This window comes from Amycolatopsis circi (assembly GCF_003385235.1).
Lineage (GTDB): Bacteria > Actinomycetota > Actinomycetes > Mycobacteriales > Pseudonocardiaceae > Amycolatopsis > Amycolatopsis circi.
In genome coordinates this window covers 14571-31270 of the sequence record NZ_PQIA01000044.1, presented here as the reverse complement: position 1 = coordinate 31270, position 16700 = coordinate 14571, and the positions used below count along the sequence as shown (strand labels likewise).

Annotated in this window: 12 protein-coding genes; 4 read left to right on the top strand and 8 right to left on the bottom strand. The window is 69.5% G+C overall.

All coding sequences use genetic code 11. The features are described 5' to 3' along the window. Nucleotides 1-550: 550 nt before the first annotated feature. From D0D37_RS20330 to D0D37_RS20315, 4 genes are all read right to left on the bottom strand, one after another. Nucleotides 551-1873 (bottom strand): amidase family protein, encoded by a 1323-nt coding sequence (locus D0D37_RS20330; protein WP_116202140.1) that lies wholly within the window; start codon nt 1871-1873, stop codon nt 551-553. Between the two features lie 10 nt (nt 1874-1883). Next, on the bottom strand, nt 1884-2519 hold the full coding sequence (locus tag D0D37_RS20325; protein ID WP_037816759.1) for a response regulator transcription factor: 636 nt from the start codon (nt 2517-2519) through the stop codon (nt 1884-1886). Between the two features lie 102 nt (nt 2520-2621). Further along, nucleotides 2622-2885: a WXG100 family type VII secretion target gene (locus D0D37_RS20320; protein WP_162834344.1), complete on the bottom strand. Its 264-nt coding sequence runs from the start codon at nt 2883-2885 to the stop codon at nt 2622-2624. Beyond that, entirely contained in the window at nt 2882-3160 is a 279-nt protein-coding gene (locus D0D37_RS20315; RefSeq protein WP_116202138.1) for a WXG100 family type VII secretion target, read from the bottom strand. Before D0D37_RS20315 ends, D0D37_RS20320 begins: the two co-directional genes overlap by 4 nt. 319 nt (nt 3161-3479) lie before the next feature. Between D0D37_RS20315 and D0D37_RS20310 the strand changes: the two genes are divergently transcribed. The 3 genes from D0D37_RS20310 (at nt 3480) to D0D37_RS20300 (ending at nt 11550) form a co-directional block, all read left to right on the top strand. Beyond that, a complete protein-coding gene (locus tag D0D37_RS20310) occupies nt 3480-6719 on the top strand; it encodes an ATP-binding protein (protein ID WP_116202137.1) in 3240 nt (1079 codons plus the stop codon). Nucleotides 6720-6783: 64 nt separating this feature from the next. Then, entirely contained in the window at nt 6784-10404 is a 3621-nt protein-coding gene (locus D0D37_RS20305) for an ATP-binding protein (RefSeq protein ID WP_208720056.1), read from the top strand. Nucleotides 10405-10473: 69 nt separating this feature from the next. Further along, nucleotides 10474-11550 (top strand): alpha/beta hydrolase family protein, encoded by a 1077-nt coding sequence (locus D0D37_RS20300; RefSeq protein WP_116202135.1) that lies wholly within the window; start codon nt 10474-10476, stop codon nt 11548-11550. 32 nt (nt 11551-11582) lie between these two features. Here the strand turns inward: D0D37_RS20300 and D0D37_RS20295 are convergent, their stop codons facing one another. Genes D0D37_RS20295 through D0D37_RS20280 form a run of 4 tightly spaced genes read right to left on the bottom strand, consistent with a single transcriptional unit; the run spans nt 11583 to nt 15170 of the window. Next, entirely contained in the window at nt 11583-12407 is an 825-nt protein-coding gene (locus tag D0D37_RS20295) for a carbohydrate ABC transporter permease (protein WP_162834349.1), read from the bottom strand. Then, nucleotides 12407-13291: a carbohydrate ABC transporter permease gene (locus D0D37_RS20290; protein ID WP_167493551.1), complete on the bottom strand. Its 885-nt coding sequence runs from the start codon at nt 13289-13291 to the stop codon at nt 12407-12409. The genes D0D37_RS20295 and D0D37_RS20290 overlap by 1 nt, the downstream gene beginning before the upstream one ends. A gap of 5 nt (nt 13292-13296) precedes the next feature. Beyond that, the gene (locus tag D0D37_RS20285) at nt 13297-14562 is read right to left on the bottom strand and encodes an ABC transporter substrate-binding protein (protein ID WP_116202132.1); all 1266 of its coding nucleotides are present in this window, start codon (nt 14560-14562) and stop codon (nt 13297-13299) included. 14 nt (nt 14563-14576) lie between these two features. Further along, nucleotides 14577-15170, bottom strand: coding sequence for a helix-turn-helix transcriptional regulator (locus D0D37_RS20280; protein ID WP_116202131.1), 594 nt, complete (start codon nt 15168-15170; stop codon nt 14577-14579). A gap of 401 nt (nt 15171-15571) precedes the next feature. Between D0D37_RS20280 and D0D37_RS20275 the strand changes: the two genes are divergently transcribed. Further along, nucleotides 15572-16543 carry a glycoside hydrolase family 3 N-terminal domain-containing protein gene (locus D0D37_RS20275; protein ID WP_208720055.1) on the top strand — a complete coding sequence of 324 codons (972 nt, stop codon included), beginning with the start codon at nt 15572-15574 and terminating at the stop codon, nt 16541-16543. Nucleotides 16544-16700: the final 157 nt, after the last annotated feature.

The window sequence follows — 16700 nt, the reverse complement described above, 5'->3', positions numbered from 1 at the left end:
CGGGCACCAGCCGCAGCCATAAGAGCAGGCCTTCCACGCGCAGCTCGAAAAGAGCACGTCGGCGCGCAGCGCATCCGCCGACGGCTCGACCGGCGACTGTGCGGCCCACTCCGAGCAGCGAGCAGGCAACCGGAGCCGCCGCTCGGTTCTGTGGCCAAGGCCGTGGGGGCCACCTTCACGGACTCTGATTCCCTCGGGGTTCCCCTCACGGACTTCAACTGTCAATGCCAGGGACTTAAGCGGCGTGGCCTCAGCCTACCTACCGTCCACAAAGGACGTCACTTCCGCCGAAATGCCCGAACTATGCCCACTTAGCCGCTTCCGCGCGTCCGTGAGGGGAACCCTGAGGGACTCTGAGTCCCTCAGGGTTCCCCTCACGAACAGCAAACCCCGTGCCCGCCTCGCCAACCCCCACGACCAGCACAGGCACACTTCAAACCGCACCCACAGCGCCGCCTTAAGTCCCTGGCATTGCCCGCACCAGTCCGTGAGGGGCCCCTTCACGGACTTGGATTCCCGCAAGGAGTCCTTCACGGCATACCGGCGCGAGCTAGACCGTCCGCGGCCAAGGGTTCGCCGACTCCAGCTCCGCCGCCAAGCCCAGCAGCAACGGCTCCCCGCCGGGGCGAGCGACCAACTGCACGCACATCGCCAGGTCGTGGACGGGATGCCGGGCCACCGGGACCGACAGCGCCGGGTATCCGGCCAGGTTCCACGGGCCGGTGAAGGACGCCACCCTCGACGACGGGACCGCGTTGGCCAGCCAGGATTCTCGGTGCCAGCGGCGGGCTTTCAGCGGCAGCGTCGCCAAAGTGGGCGTCACCAGCACGTCGTGAGACTCGAAGAACTGCGCGGCGATCGCTTGCCATTCGTCGCGGGCTCGGTCGTTGACCAGGCGCGACGTCAGGCGGCCTAGGCGGACATGCACGCGGGTTCGGGGTTGCAGGCGCGAGAGGTCGAACGTGCCTGCAACCTGCTCGGCTGGGCCAGCGAACCAGCGGGCGACCAGGCCGCCTAGGGCGCGGAGCGGGTAGGCCGGGGTCGCGGAGACCACCTGGTGGCCGGAGGAGCGCAGGAGAGCCGCGGCTTGGTCGACGGCGGCGCGCAGGGCGCGGGGCAAGGGGGCTCGGGTGAACGGGACCTGGGTGGAGGTCGCGATTCGTTGCGAAACCGGAGTCGCGAGCGTGGCCCATTCCGGGCGGTCGGCCAGGACGGACATCAGGAGAGCGGCGTCGGCGGCCGTGGTGGCCAGCGGGCCGTGGGTGGAGAGGCCGAACCAGCCTGGGGTCTCTTCGCGGACCACGTCGCGGCCCGGTTTCAGGCCGACGATTCCGCACATTCCAGCGGGCAGGCGGATGGAACCCAAGCCATCGGTGCCGTGCGCGATGGGGACCAGGCCCGCGGCTACCGCGGCGGCGCTGCCGCCGGAGGAGCCGCCTGCGGTGAAGGACGGGTTGCGGGGGTTGCGGGCGATGCCGTCGGGGTCGTCGCTGGTCGGGAAGATGCACAGCTCCGGCACGCGGGTCAGGCCGACAATTACCGCACCGGCCGCGCGCAGGCGGGTGGCGATCAGGCCGTCGGCGTCGGCCAGGGTGCGGGGGCCTGCTTCCGAGCCCCAGCCCAGGTACTCGCCGGTGACCTCGGTGACGTCCTTGACCGCGACTGGGACGCCAGCTAGTGGCAGCGAAGCCAAGTCCGGGCGGGCCGCGACTTCGGCGGCTTCGGCTCGTGCCTCGGCAAAGCGCACGCGGCGGAAAGCGCCGACGACGCCGTCCGCTGCCGCGATCCGGGCGAGTGCGTCCTCGGTCACCTGGACCGGGTCCAGCTCCCCTGCCCGCACTCCGCGAGCGATCTCTACCGCCGTCTGCGCCATGAGCAGAACATTAGATCGCGCCGGCGCGCAGGGCATAGGCCACGGCGTGGGCCCGGTTGTTCAGACCGCACCGGGTCATCAGGCCATAGAGCACGTTCTTGACCGTCCGCTCCGAATAACAGAGCTTCGTCGCGATCTCCTCGGTCCCGTAGCCCTCGGCGACCAATCGGAGCACGTCGCATTCGCGCGAGGCCAGGCCGGACAGCGTGAGGCCGTTCGGTTCCAGCACGTCGCGGCGCATCCGCTGGACCTGTGCGAGCAGCGCGCCCTGCAGCCGCGGCGGCAGCGTCGCCGTGCCGTCCCCAGCGGCCAGCACTGCCGCGACCAGTTCGCCGCCGCCGGTTTCGCGGCGCGGCAGGATCGCGACGACGCCGCATTCGACGGCCGTCATCAGGTCACTCTCGCGGAAATGGTCGACGACGATCACCAGATGCGGTCCGGTCAGCTGCTCGGACTGCCTGCCGAGGTCCCGCACCTGCGACAGCACCCGGTCGGTGACGTGCTCCTCCATCACGAGGACCACGTCCGCCTGGCTCGCCGCGTCCTGGCCGAGCAGGACCAGCTCCGGGCGCGAACCCAGCAGGCTCGCGGCTCCGGCCCGGGTGATCGGGTCCGAGGCGAGCACTGCGACCTTGACCAGCTTCACGACTACCCCCTCCACATTGCCTGGACGCAGTGTGTCGGGCGAGACTTCACGTTTTCTGCCGCGCTCGTGAAGACCGGTGAAGAAAACCAGCGTTTTCGCAGTTCAGCGACCTCTTTTCGGCTCCTCCGCGGAGATCTCGCGGAACGCTCGCGCCGCCCGGTCGAGGCATTCGGGCATCAGGTCCAGCGCGGTGGACCACTCCCGTTTGGCCTCCCGGTAGCGGGCCCGCGCCTCCGCCGACCAGCCGGCCACCTCGGGCTCCACTGTGGACTCCAGCTCGGCGAGCACCGCGCCGAGGTCGCCGGTCGTCCGGCGGATCCGGGACAGCACCTCGGCGGCCTGCTCGAAGCCGGGATCACCACTCATGGACGGTCGGCGCACCGCGAGCGCTCATTTGAGCACTTTGCGGCCGCGGTCGCGGCGGTAGCGCGCGCCGCGTCCACGAGATCTGCCAGACTGCCGAGAATGCGATCGAACTGCTGCTCCCAATCGTTCATCGCCTGGCCGAACCGGACCGCCGCTTCGCCGCGCCACGACGCCTGCAAGGCCGCCATTTCGTTGTTCACCGTGCCGAAACAGGCGTTCGCGGCGTCGATCGCCGCCGCGAACCTCGCCCCCGCCGGGGCCGGAACCGGGTCCACGCCTCCTCCTCACCGTCCGCACGTCCAGGCCGCATTCGAGCGCGCGGGCGCCAAACCGAGGCTGCCGCAGGGATTCCCGTTCGGAAACCGGAGCGCGGGCCCGATGCCCCTTTGTCGCGGCAGGTGTGCCTGCCGGACCGCCCCGCCGGTTTGCCCGGCGTTCACCGCCGAGCCTTCCCCGCGACGATGTCCACTGGACAATTCGCTGGACAAGACCGGCAAAAGCAACCTGGGGCGGTCCCGCCACGTCACCTTTTCGGCGTAAGCTCACCAGTGGCATCCGGCGTGTGACGATCCGTCAGCGCGTGAAGGGAGACCGATGTCGGCATCCGGCGGCGTCCCGGCGCCGGAAATCCAGCTGCTCGGACCGGTGCGAGCCTGGCTCGGCGACCGGCAGCTCGACCTCGGTTCCGCTCATCGGCGCACAGTCTTCGCGGTGCTCGCCTTCTCCCCGAACCGCACGGTCTCTCGCGAAGTGCTCATCGACGCAGTGTGGGGCGACGCGCCCCCGGCCAGCGCACAGGGGAGCATCTACACCTATATCTCCGGACTGCGCCGCGTCCTCGAACCGGGCCGCCGCAAAGGCGCCGAATCGCGGCTGATCGCCTCCACCGGGTCCGGTTACTCGCTCTGCGTCGAGCCGGAGCAGATCGACGTCCACCGGTTCAGCGCGCTGCGCGATCTCGGCAACCGGCTGCTCGCCGAAGGACGCCGGGCCGAGGCGCGGAGCGTGCTCGACGAGGCTCTCGCGGAGTGGGACGGCACGCCGCTGCAATGCCTGTCCGGGCATTACGCCACCGCGCAGCGGGTGCGGCTGGAGGAACTCCGGCTGGCGACTGTCGAACGCCGGGCCGAGCTGGCGATGGACTCCGGCGAGTCCGCCGGGCTCGTCACGCAGCTCGGCGAACTCGCTGCCGAACACCCGTTCCGCGAGCCGCTGCACGGTCTGCTCATGCGAGCACTCGACCGCGCGGGCCGGCCTCACGAGGCGCTCACCGTCTATACCGAGCTGCGCGAGCGGCTAGTCGAAGCGTCCGGCACCGAGCCGGGTCCAGCGCTGCGGGAGCTTTACGAAAAGCTGCTGGCCGCCGACCAGGCGGTCACGCCCGCGCCGGTCGCGAAGGTCCCGCGCTTCCCGTTGCCGGTGCTGCCGCCGCGCCCGGCGACGTTTGTCGGGCGGGAGAAGGAGCTTCAGCTGCTCAACGAGGCCGTCGCCGGTCTCGGCGGCGGCCTCGGCCGTTCGGTGTGGGTCAAGGGCGAACCGGGGATCGGCCGGACCGCGCTGCTGGCCGAAACCGTCGCGCTGGCCCACGAAACCGGCTACCCCGCGCTGTTCGCCGCCGCCGATTCGCTCGACCAGGGCTTTGCCCTGCGTCCGCTGCTGGACGCGCTCGGCGTGCATCCGCGCGCCTCGGACCTGCGCCGTGCGGAACTCGCGGTGGCGCTCGCCGAGAACCCGGAGCTGGACCCGGTCGAGGGCATTCTCGGGCTGGTCCGGAAGCTCTGCGCGGACGGGCCGCTCGCGCTCGTGGTCGACGATCTGCAGTGGGCCGACGACACCACGCTGCAGGTGTGGCAACACCTCTCCCGCGAGACCCGGCGGCTGCCGCTGCTGCTCGTCGGAGCGAGCCGCCCGCTTCCCCGCTCCGCCGCGCTCGAAGCGCTCGCCGCAGACCTGTCGTCCGGCACGACCTCGCTGCTGCGGCTGGAACCGTTGCCGGACAACGAGATCCGGAAGATCTCCGCCGATCTCACCGGTGCGCCACCGAACCGGATGCTCTCGCTTCTGCTCAGTCACGCCGCCGGGAATCCGCGCTACGCCACGGAAATCGTCGAGACTCTGCTCGCCAATTCGATGATCCTGCTCGACGGCGCGCACGCGATCGTCGACGGTTCCTCGTGCCGCTCGATCCCGTCGCCGCTCGGGTCGCGGATCACGCTGTACCTGATCTTCCTTTCCAGCTCCGCGCGCGACCTGCTGCGCTGGGCGGCCTTGCTGGGCAAGGAATTCTCGCTCGCCGACATCGCGATCGCCACCGAACGCGCGCCGACCGCGCTCGTCGCCGCGGTCGAGGAAGCGCTCACCGCGGGAGTGCTGGTCGAGTCCGGCGATCTGCTCGCGTTCCGGCATCCATTGCTGCGCCGCGTGTTGTACGAAAAGACGCCGGCCGCGATGCGCGTCGCGTTGCACCGGCAACTGGCCGAGGCGCTCGACGGAGCGGGTGCCGGGGCGGAACGCGTCGCCGAGCAGTTGGCCGCCGCGCCCGCGCAGGTGGATCCGTGGGTCGCGAACTGGCTGGTCGAGCACATCGGCACGGTCGCCGCGCAGTCGCCTCGGATCGCGGTGGACCTGCTCAAACAGGTCGTCAAGCAGGCTGTACTGCCTGCCGACGCTCGCGAACCGCTCACCGCCACGCTCGCTCGGCTGTTGTTCTGGCTCGGCCGGGAACCGGAGGCGGAGGCGCGGTCGGTCGTCGCGCGTACCAAGGACAGCAGGCAGGCCGCGGAAATGCGCTGGATCCTCGCCTACATCTATTACCGCCGCGGCGAATTCGCCGAAGCCTCCTCGGAAGTCCGCCGTACGCTGGCCGATCCTAAGGTGCCGGAGATGTGGCGCGGGCGGCACGAAACCCTGCGCGCGACCATCGAACGGTTCGCCGTCGACCATCAAGCGGCCGCACCGGATCTGTCCGAATTGGGCGTGCTGGACGGCCTCGACAACGACGCCGACCTGAGCACCGCGCGCAGGCTGGCCGCGACCCGCGCGGTGCCCGGCGAAATGCACCTGGCCGGCGCGGTGCATTACTACTGGCGCGGCCGCTGGAGCGAGGCCCTCGCCGAACTCGACACGGTGATCCGAGGCGGCGCGGAAACCGCGTCGTATGTGTTGCGCAGCCCCGGATCGGCGTTGCTGGTGCACGGTGTCGGCGCGTTGATCGCGAGTCATCGGGACGAGCCGGAAGAGGCACGCGCGCATCTCGACGCCGCCGCCCGGCACCAGTTCCCGCACGATCTCGAACCGAACGGCGGCGACTATCTGCTCGCCGCGCGCGCCCAACTCGCCGAATTGGAAGGCGAGCCGGACGCCGCCCTCGCCGCGCTGCTGCCGCTGCTCGATCAGAACTACCCGCCCGCGGCGCGCCAGCAATGGCTGCCGGACCTCGCCCGGCTCGCCATGCAGCTCGGCGACCTGCCGCACGCGTTCCGCGCGCTGCGGCTGATGGGCGACACCAGCGGGTACGACACACCGCCGTCGCACACTGCGGCGACCGCGCACTGCCGGGGCCTGGTGACCGCGGATCCGGACGCGATCCTCGGCGCCGCCACGCACTACGAGTCCGCCGGCCGGATGCTCAAGCACGCGCGCGCCAGCGAGGACGCCGCGATCCTGCTCGCCGAGTACCGCCGTCTCGACGAGGCGCGCACGGCTTTCCTCGCGGCACTCACCAGCTACACCTCGGTCGGCGCGGCTTGGGACGTGCGGCGGGCCGAGACGCGGATGCAGCCGTACGGCATCCGGCGGGCCAGCCCGGTCCGCGCGCGTGCGGCAGGAGAGTGAACCGGGGTGGACTCGGGTCCATGATCGAGGCGGTAAACTCGGTCAACACGGCGAATGGAACGGCATGCCAGGGGATTTGCGGGTGACGGTGCTCGGCCCGCTGCGCGCCTGGCGCGGGACGACCGAAATCTCGCTCGGGCCCGCGCGGCAGCGGGCGGTCTTCGCCATGCTGGCGGTCGCTGCCGGACGCCCGGTGCCGCGCGCCGAACTGATCGCGGGTGTGTGGGGCGAGTCGCCGCCAGCCAGTGTCGAAGGCAGCGTGCACACGTATATTTCCGGACTGCGCCGCGCACTTGAGCCCGAGCGCACCCGCTGGTCCGCGTCGACCGTGCTCGGGTCCGGCCCGACCGGCTACACGCTCGACCTCGCGCCGGAAGCGCTGGACGCGGCGAAGTTCGAGCAGCACCGGGAAGACGGCAAACGCGAGGCCGAGGCCGGGGCGCACAACCGGGCGGTGGCCGAATTCAGTGCTGCGCTCAAGCTGTGGCACGGCGAAGCGCTGTCCGGGGTGCCCGGCAACTTCGCCGAGCGGCATCGCGCTTACCTGGCTGAGCTGCGGTTGGACACGCTGGACCGCGCTGCCCGCAGCAGGCTGGAAATGGGCGGCCATCAGGAGATCATCGCCGAGCTGACCGCGCTCACCGCCGAGTATCCGCTGCGCGAATCGTTGCGGGCGTCGCTGATGCTCGCGCTTTACCGCAGCGGACGGCATTCCGACGCGCTCGACGTGTTCCGCGACGCGCGCAGCACGATCCGCGCGGAGCTGGGCGTGGAGCCCGGGCCGGGGCTGCGCGATCTGCACCAGCGCGTGCTCGCCGAGGACCCGGCGCTGGATCTGCGGCGACCGGCGATGCCCGAGCCGGTCGTGCGTGCGCCGCGGGATCCGTTGCTCGGCCGGGAAGCCGAGGTCGGCAAGCTGCACCAGCTGCTCGACGGGGTCCGCGCGGGCCGGGGCCGGGCGGTGTGGATCGAGGGCGAAGCCGGGATCGGGAAGTCGGAACTGCTGGCGCACGCGTTCGGCGACGCCGGTGGCCTGCAGGTCGCCTGGGTCACCGCGGACGAGCTGAGCATGCGGTTTCCCTTGCAGGTCATGCACGAATGCCTGGCGATCGACCCGCATTCGCCGGATCCACGCCGGGCGCGCGTCGCGTTGAGCAGCGAGGAACCGGTGCGGCGGGTCGGCGACCCGGTGCTGGATTCGGTCGACCGGCTGCTGGCACTCGTCGACGAACTGTGCGCCGAATCGCCGCTGCTGCTCGTGGTCGACGACCTGCAATGGGCGGACGAGTCGAGCGTGCTGGTGTGGCATCGGCTGTCCGCGGCCGCCCGGCAGCTGCCGTTGCTGCTGGTCGCCGCGACGCGACCGGCACCGGAGCGGCCGGAGATGACCCAGCTGCGCCGTGGCGTCGAGACGCGCGACGGGGTTGTGCTCGACCTCGGCCCGCTCGGCGAGGACGACGTCCTGTGCCTGCTGCAGCGGCAGATCGGCGCTGACCCCGGACCGCGGCTGCGGGACCTGACCGCGCGCGCCGGCGGCAATCCGTTGTACCTCAAGGAAATGCTGGACGCGCTGGTGCACTCGGGCGCGGTCGAACAGCGCGACGGGCTCGCCGACGTCCCGGATCCGCTGCGGTTCGAGCCGCCGGAGTCGATCGTCGCGGCGGTCAACCGGCGGCTGGAGCTGCTGCCCGCGCAGACCCGGCACGTGCTGGGCTGGGGCGCGATCCTCGGCATGGAGTTCGGGGTCGGCGACATCGCGGCGGTGCTCGGACAGCGGCCGTCGGACCTGCTCGGACCGCTCGAAGCGGCCGTGGCGGACAACATCCTGCTCGACACCGGAACCCAGCTCGCGTTCCGGCTTCCGTTGCTGCGCCAGACGTTGTACCACCATCTGCCGCCGGAAACCCGGGCCGCGCAGCATCGGCAGGCCGCCGAAGCGCTGGCCAAGATCGGCGCGCCGGTGAAGCGGGTCGCCGAGCAGCTCGTGGCCGTTCCGTCCACTGTGGACCCGTGGGTGCTGGACTGGCTGGTGGAGCACCAGAGCGCGGTGTCGAACCGGGCCCCGCTGATCGCGGTCGAGCTGCTGGAGCGCGCGCTGGCCGGGATCGAGGACGACGATCCGCGCCGCGAACCGTTGCTGGTCGCGCTGGTGCGGGTGTTGTTCCGGCTCGAACGGAGTCCGGAAGAGCTTGCGCTGCAAGCCTTTGAGATGTCTCGCGATCCGGACCACGCCGCGGAGATGCGGCACGTGGTGTCCGCGATGCGGTTTCGCCGGGGCGACACGCAGCTCGCGGTGGAGACGCTCGGGAATCCGGCGGAGGACCCGGGAGTTCCGGAGCTGTGGCGGGTCCGGGGTCGCCATCTGCTCGCCAACTTCCGGCGCGGCGGGCTCGACGACCTCGATGTCGCGGAGGAGAACGCGCATCGCGCCCGGGCCGAGGCGAACGGAGACGGCTATCTCACCGCCCACGCGCTGCAGACGTTGTGGCTGGTCGATTCCGTGCGGCGGCATCACGCCAGCGCACTGAAACACGTCGACGAGGCGCTCGCGGCCGTCGGCGACGAGCACGAACTGGCCGATCTGCACCTTGATCTGCTGGACAACCGCGTCTTCACGCTGCAGAACCTCGACCGGCTGGACGACGCGAACCGCACGCTGCAGGAGGCCGCCGAGGTGACGCGGCGGCACAGCATGCCGAGCGGGCTGCAGGTTTCCGTCGCGGTGCACCGGTATTGGGAAGGCCGGTGGGACGAAGCGCTGGTGGAGCTGGACACCGTCACCGAGGACGGTCCGGCGATCACCTTCTTCGGCCTGCGCGAACCGGGTGCCGCGGCGTTGCTGCTGCACGGGGTCGCGGCGCTCATCGCGGCGCGGCGGGGTGAACGCGCACAAGCGGCTGCACTGCTGGACGCGGCGGAGGAACACGCGCCCGCGACCAGTGCCGAGCGGGAAAGTTTCGACTTTTTGCTTGCCGCGCACGCGCTTGTCGCCTATCAGAGAGGTGATCTGCAGAAGGCGATCACCGTGTTCGAGCCGATTCTGAACCCGACGTACGCGCAGATGATGTTGCGGCATCAGTGGTTGCCGCAGTTCGCGCAGATCGCGTTGGCGGCAGGCGACCGAGCCGCGGCGGAGCGGGCGCTGGCGGTGTGCGTCGAAGAGGCGGAGAAGGAACTCGAACCGGCGCGGGCGTTCGCGGCCGCTGAATGGTGTCGCGGGTTGCTGGATGAGGATCCGGAGCCGGTGCTGCGAACGGTGGAGCATTTCCGCGCGGTGGGGCGGAAACCGGAGCTGGCCAGTGCGTTGGAGGATGCGGCGGTGCTACTCGCCCGGGTCGGCCGGTTGGACGCCGCGCAGGCCGCGTTCGATGAGGCAGCCTCGCTGTACACCGAACTTTCGGCAGCGTGGAATCTGGAGCACGCCGAGACGCGGTTGCAGGCGTTCGGCGTGCAGCGCGGGGCTTCGCTGGCGTCGGCGCGGCCTGAGCACGGCTGGGAATCGCTGTCGACGCTGGAAGTCCGGATCGCCCGGCTCGTCGCCGCTGGCCGGTCCAATCCGGAGATCGCGACGGAGCTGCGCATTCCGCGCCGGACGGTCCAGGCGCACGTCGTGCGGTTGCTCGGGAAGCTGGACGCGCCGTCGCGGAGCGAGCTGGCGACCACCGTGGCGCGACGGACGGGTTGACGAAAGTCGGGGGTCGCTGAGGCCGATCGGCAGGCGCGGGCATCCCGGGCAAACCGGCAGAGTTCCGGCATGCGCTTCCGAACTGTCCTCGCCGCCGCACTACTCGTCACCGCCTTGGGCGCCGCGCCCGCCGCGGCTGACTCCGCGGTCACCTTCGAGCTTCCCACCCCGTCCGGACCGCACGCGATCGGCGAACGCGACGTCCACCTCGTCGACCAGGCGCGGAACCGGGAGCTGATGATCAGCGTCTGGTACCCCACTCGGCCCGGTTCTGGCCCGAAGGCGAGATATCTGTCAGCTAAGGCCGCGCCGTACTTCGATCAGGGTGCGGCACCGGCTCTGGGGTTGCCGACCGGCAAGGTCGACTGGGCGGCCGTCGAGACGCACGCGCGGGCGAACGCGCCGGTGCAGGGTCGGTGGCCGGTGGTCGTGTACTCGCCGGGCTGGGCTTCGCTGCGGGCGCTGGGCAGCGCGACGGCCGAGGATCTCGCCAGCCGCGGGTACATCGTGGTGACCATCGACCACACCGGTGAGGCGCCGTTCGTCGTGTTTCCTGACGGGCGCGTGGTGTTCTCTCAGCAGAGCAAGGGCCTGGTCGCGGGGATGCGCACGCGGGTCGCGGATGTCCGGTTCACTCTTGATCGGTTGCCGGGTATTCCGGGGCTCGGGCAGTCGATGGATCTGAGCCGGGTCGGGGCGATCGGGCATTCGTTCGGTGGGGATACCGCTGCTGAGGTATCCACAGTGGACTCTCGGGTGGACGCTGTGGCCGATTTGGACGGTTGGCTCGCTTATGACGTCGATGGCAAGCAGCTCACTCGCGCTGGCGCGGAGGGGGTGTCGCGGCCGGTGTTGTTGATGGGGTCGTCCGGGAGCACCAGCGACGGTCAGGCGCGTAGTCATCGGACGTCACCGGCTTGGAAGTCGTTGTGGGAGCGCACTTCGGCACCGAAGCAGGACATCACCTTGGCGTCGGCGATGCACTACAGCTACACCGATGTGCAGTGGTTCCTGCCTAAGCTGGCGCAGCGGGTGCCGGTCGATCCGAAGGTGCAGCAGACGCGGATCGGGACGATCGATCCTCGGGTGAGCATCGGCGTGCAGCGGGGGGCCATTGCCGGGTTCTTCGGGCGTTACGTCTCGTGAGTGCCTATGCCGGTTCTAACCGGTATTAGCACTCACGAGGTCTTGAGCCCAGTGGAGATGCTGCGCACCAGGTTCCGCCCCAGCAACAGGAACAGCACGATCACCGGCAGTACGCCCAGCGTCGCCCCCGTCAGCATCAAGGCGTAGTCGGTGAAGTAGCCGCTGGCCAGCTGAGACAGGACCACTTGCACGGTCGGCGTCTGCGCCGGATCGAGCACCACTAACGGCCAGAAGTAGTCGTTCCACGCGCCGAGGAAGGTCACCATGGCCAGGACAGTCGCTTGTGGACGGATCGCCGGAACTGCCACGTGCCAGAACGTGCGCAGCACCGACGCTCCGTCCACAGTGGCCGCGTCGACCAGGTCCTGGTCGATCGAACCCTCGCAGGCCTGGCGCATCCAGAACACGCCGAACGCGCTCACCAGCGCGGGCACGATCACCGCTTCGAGGCGGCCGTACCAGCCGAAGTCGCTCACCACCAGGTAAAGCGGGACGACGCCCAGCTGGGCGGGCACCATCGCCGAACCGACCACCAGGAGGAACAGCGTGTTGCGGCCGCGGAACCGGAGCCGGGCGAAGGAAAACCCGGCGAAACTGGACAGGACCACATTGGACACCATCACCGTCGTCGCGACGATCAGCGAATTGCCGATCGCCAGCCAGAAATCGACGGTGGTGAAGACGCGCTGGATGTTGTCGAAGAGGTGGCCGCCGGGCAGCAGCAGGGGCGAGGTCTCGCCGATCGCCGCGTTGTCCCGAGTGGACACGACGAACGACCAGTACAGCGGGAATAGCGACGCGGCGACCAGCCCCACGAGGACCGCGTACACCCAGGCCCCGGCTCGGCCCCGGCGGATCACGGTGCACCCACGAACCGGCGGACCAGCCGGTAGTTGAAGACCGCGAACACCAGGCAGATCAGGAACATCACCCACGACAAGGCCGCCGCGTATCCGGCGTCGAATTTGCCGAAGCCTTTTTCGTACAGATACATCGTGAGGGTCTGGAATTGCCGGTCGTTGCCACCTGCGCCGCCGTTTCCCGTGGCGTCGAACAGTTGTGGTTCGGCGAACAATTGAAGCCCGTTGACCGTGCCTGCGACGGCGGTGAAGGCGATCGTCGGCCGGATGCCGGGCACGGTGATCGACCAGAACGACCGCCATCGCGAAGCGCCGTCGAGTGCGGCGGCCTCGTACAGATCCTGTGGCACCGCTTGCATCGCGGCCAGGTAGATCAGCGCGTTGTAGCCGGTCCAGCGCCACATCACCATGCTCGCCACCGCGAGATGCGACGACCATTGGTGCGACTGCCAAGACACCGGCGGCACCCCGAACCAGCCGAGCACCTCGTTGACCACGCCGTAGCCCGAGCTGTACAGCTGCGCGAACACCAGCCCAACCGCGACCACGGACACCAGGTTCGGCAGTAAAAGCCCGGCCCGCCACCAGGTCGCCGCGCGCAGTGGCCGGTTCAGCAGGGCAGCGATGCCGAGCGCCAGGAAGAACTGCGGAATCGCGGCGAGCAGGAAGATGCTGACGGTGTTGAAAAGCGCGTTGTAGAACCGCGGATCACCGAACAGCTCGACGTAATTGGAGAAGCCGAGGCCGCCTTCCTGGCCGGAAAGCAAATCCCACCGGTGCAGCGAAACCCACGACGTGTACAGCAGCGGGAACGCGCCGAACACTCCAAAAAGGACAAAGAACGGCAGAATGAAGGCGTAGGGGGTGAGCTTCCGGTCCACGACAGCTACTTGATCGCGTCGCGGCCCATCCGGACCGCGTCGGCCCACGCCTGCTCGACGTTCTCGGTCCCGTCCTCGATCCGGCCGAGCGCGCGGCCGAATTCGGGACGCACGTCAGCGTCGTGCAGGCCGCGGTAATTCGGTCGCAGCTTCTCCGCCGACGCCGCGTAGATCCGGCCGACCGGAGCGTTCGAGAAATAGGGGTCGGTGTGTGCGACGACCTGCGGATCCTGATAGACGCTCGGTTCGCTCGGCAGGATTCCGTCGGAAAGGAAAAGCCGTTTCTGCTGTGCGGGCGCGGTCAGCCACTGCGCGAGATCGTAGGCTTCCTTCGGGTGCGCGCTCTGCTTCGGCACGGCGAGGAAGGAACCGCCCTGGTTACCGCTGTTGCCCGGCACCGTCGTGACGTCCCATTTGCCGCTGCCCGCGTCGCCGCCGGCTTCCTTGATCTGCGCGAGCATCCACGCCGGACACGCGATGGTCGCGAAGCTGCCCTGTTTGATCGCGACGTTCCAGGCCTGCGTGTACGTGGTCGCGCCGGCCGTTTCGCGGGCTTGTGCGAGACCGCCGGACAATTGGAACGCGTTGCGCACGCTGGGGTTCTTGTCGGCGATGTAGGAATCGTCCTTGGCGGAGAAGTAGTTCTCCGGCGACTGGTTGAGCATCGCGGTGTAGACGGTGCCCGCCGAATCGGCGAACTTCACCTTCGGCAGCTTTTCGGTGAATCGGGCGGCGGCCTTCGCGTAACCAGCCCAGTCCGGCATCAGCTCCGCGACGGCCTTGCGGTCGGTGGGCAAACCGGCCTGCTGGAACAGATCCCGGCGGTAGCACATCGCGAGGCTGCCCATGTCGGTGCCGAGCCCGAAGACGTAATCGCCCGCGGTGCCCTGTGCCCACTTCCACGGCGCCCACTGCTGTTTCAGCTTGTCCGCACCGAATTCGGCCAGGTTGACGAATTTGTCCTTGGCCCGGATGTACTTCGGGATGTACTGCTCCTCGACCGCGACGACGTCGGCTGCTCCGCGACCGGCCGCCAGCTGCGTGGCGAGGCTCTTGAAATGCGTGTCGAAATCGGTGACCCGGCTGCGGATCTCGACGTTGGGATGGTCTTTCTGGTACTGCTCGAACAGCGGCGCGTAGCCGAACTCGCCGAAGGTCGCCACGCTGAGCGTGATCTTTCCCGAGGACGCGGAGGAACCGCACGCGGCCGCCAGTAACAGGAATGCGGCGGCGAGCGCGGCAACGGCCGGGCGCCGGGTCAGCTTTCGCACGTGGTGAGCATCCTTTAAATCACTCCGGCGCGCAGCGCGTAGGCGACGGCGTGCGGACGGTTCCGCAACTTGAGCCGGTTCGTCATGCCGTAGATCACGTTCTTCACGGTCCGCTCCGAGTAGCAGAGCTTGTTCGCGATTTCCGCGGTGTCCCAGCCCTCGGCCATCAGCCGCAGCACGTCGACCTCGCGCGGAGACAGAGTGGTGCGGTCGCCGTTGCGGCGCAGGGTCTCCGCCTGCTGCAGCAGATCCCGCATCGAGGTCTCGCGCCCGGAGGCGGCGGCCACGATGCTGCGCACCAGCTGGTCCCCGCCGATCGCGTCGCGCGGCAGCACCGCGGCGACGTGCCAAGCGGCCAGCTCGGCCAGATCGTCGGCGTCGACGTATCCGGCGACGAACACGATGGCCGCGGGCGTCTCCGAGGCCGCTGCCCGCAGCGCCGCCTTCACCTCGCGGGTGACGCGGTTCGCGGCGAACACGAGCACGGCCGCTTCACCGCGCTGCTGGCCCGGCATCACCCGCACCTCGCGGCGCGTGCGCAGATGATCGATGAGGCCCGCGAGCGTGATCGGGTCCGAAGCCCATGCCGCAACCTTGACCTGATTCATCGCTGCCTCCCCGGTGCAGAGCCTTTGCCTGTCGTGTTCCAGCAGTGTGCCCACCGCGGCTTCACGAAATCTCTAGTCGGGACGCGCTCATTCTTCACAGCGTGAAGTTGGGCCCGCCGGTGGGGTTCGGTTACCGTCACGGGGACCTGTCCGGACATGCAGAGGAAACGATGAAGGCGCACGCACGACCCCGCTGGATCACCGCAGGCGCCGTCAGCGGCTTGACGCTCATATGTGCGCTTTCCGCGTGTTCCGGGGAACGTTCCGTTTCCGGAACAGCAACGCCCACCCCGCTCACAGCGCCAAGCGCGGGAAGTTCGCCGCAAGCCGCTCCACCTGCGTCAACCTCGCCTTCGCAGACTGTGCCGGGGCAACTGTCGTGCGCGTCGGCGGTGGCGGGAATGGATCCGCGGGCGCGAGTGGCGCAACTGGTGGTGCCGGGCGTCAACGCGGGTGACCCGGCGGCCGTCGCGGACCTCGTGCGGACGCAGCAGGTCGGCGGGATCTTCGTGGGAGACAAAAAGACCACGCTGTTGCAAAATGGCGCGCTCGACGGCGTCCAGCGGGCGGCGAAGATCCCGGTTTCGGTCGCGGTCGACGAGGAGGGCGGCCGGGTGCAGCGCATCGACGACCTCGACGGCTCGCTCCCGAGCGCCCGGCAATTGGCGGCCTCGAAGACGCCGGACGAGGTGCGCGCGATCGGCGAGCAGCGAGGCAAGCAACTGCGGGCACGCGGGGTGACGGTCGACTACGCACCGGACGCGGACGTGAGCGACGAACCCGACGACGCGGTGATCGGCGACCGTTCGTACAGCCCGGACCCGGAAAAGGTGCGGCAGTACGCGCTGGCGTTCGCCGAGGGCCTGCGCGCGGGCGGGGTGCAGCCGGTGTTGAAGCATTTCCCGGGCCACGGCCACGGATCCGGCGACTCGCACCGCGGAACCGTCGTCACGCCGCCGCTCGACCAGCTGCGGCGGGTTGATCTGGTGCCTTATCGCGACATTTCGGAGTACGGGCAGGTCGGGGTGATGGTGGGACACCTTGAGGTCCCGGGGCTGACTGGGGATGAGCCGGCGTCGTTGGCACCGGAGGCGTATCGGTTGCTGCGCAACGAGTTCCACTTCACTGGGCCGGTGATCACGGATGATCTGGGCGGGATGAAGGCGATCACGGACCGGTTCGCGTTGCCGGACGCGGTGCTGAAGTCTTTGCAGGCGGGGGCTGACCAGGCGTTGTTCTCCTCCGGGCACAACGACGTGGGGGCCGTGGTGGATCGACTGCAGCGGGCAGTGCAGAGCGGGGAGCTGTCCTCGGCGCAGGTGACGGCTTCGGTGGAGCGGGTGTTGGCGGGTAAGGGGTTTTGTCGTCCTTGACCTCAGTTGGCGTGAAGCAGATTCTGCTGCTCGACGTGGACGGGCCGCTGAACCCTTTCGCGGCTGAGACCCGCACGGGGGCGCTCTGCTCGCTCTCGCGGAGCGGACCGGGGCAAATCTGGCCTGGATGACCTCGCCGGAAGAAGAGGCCAGCACC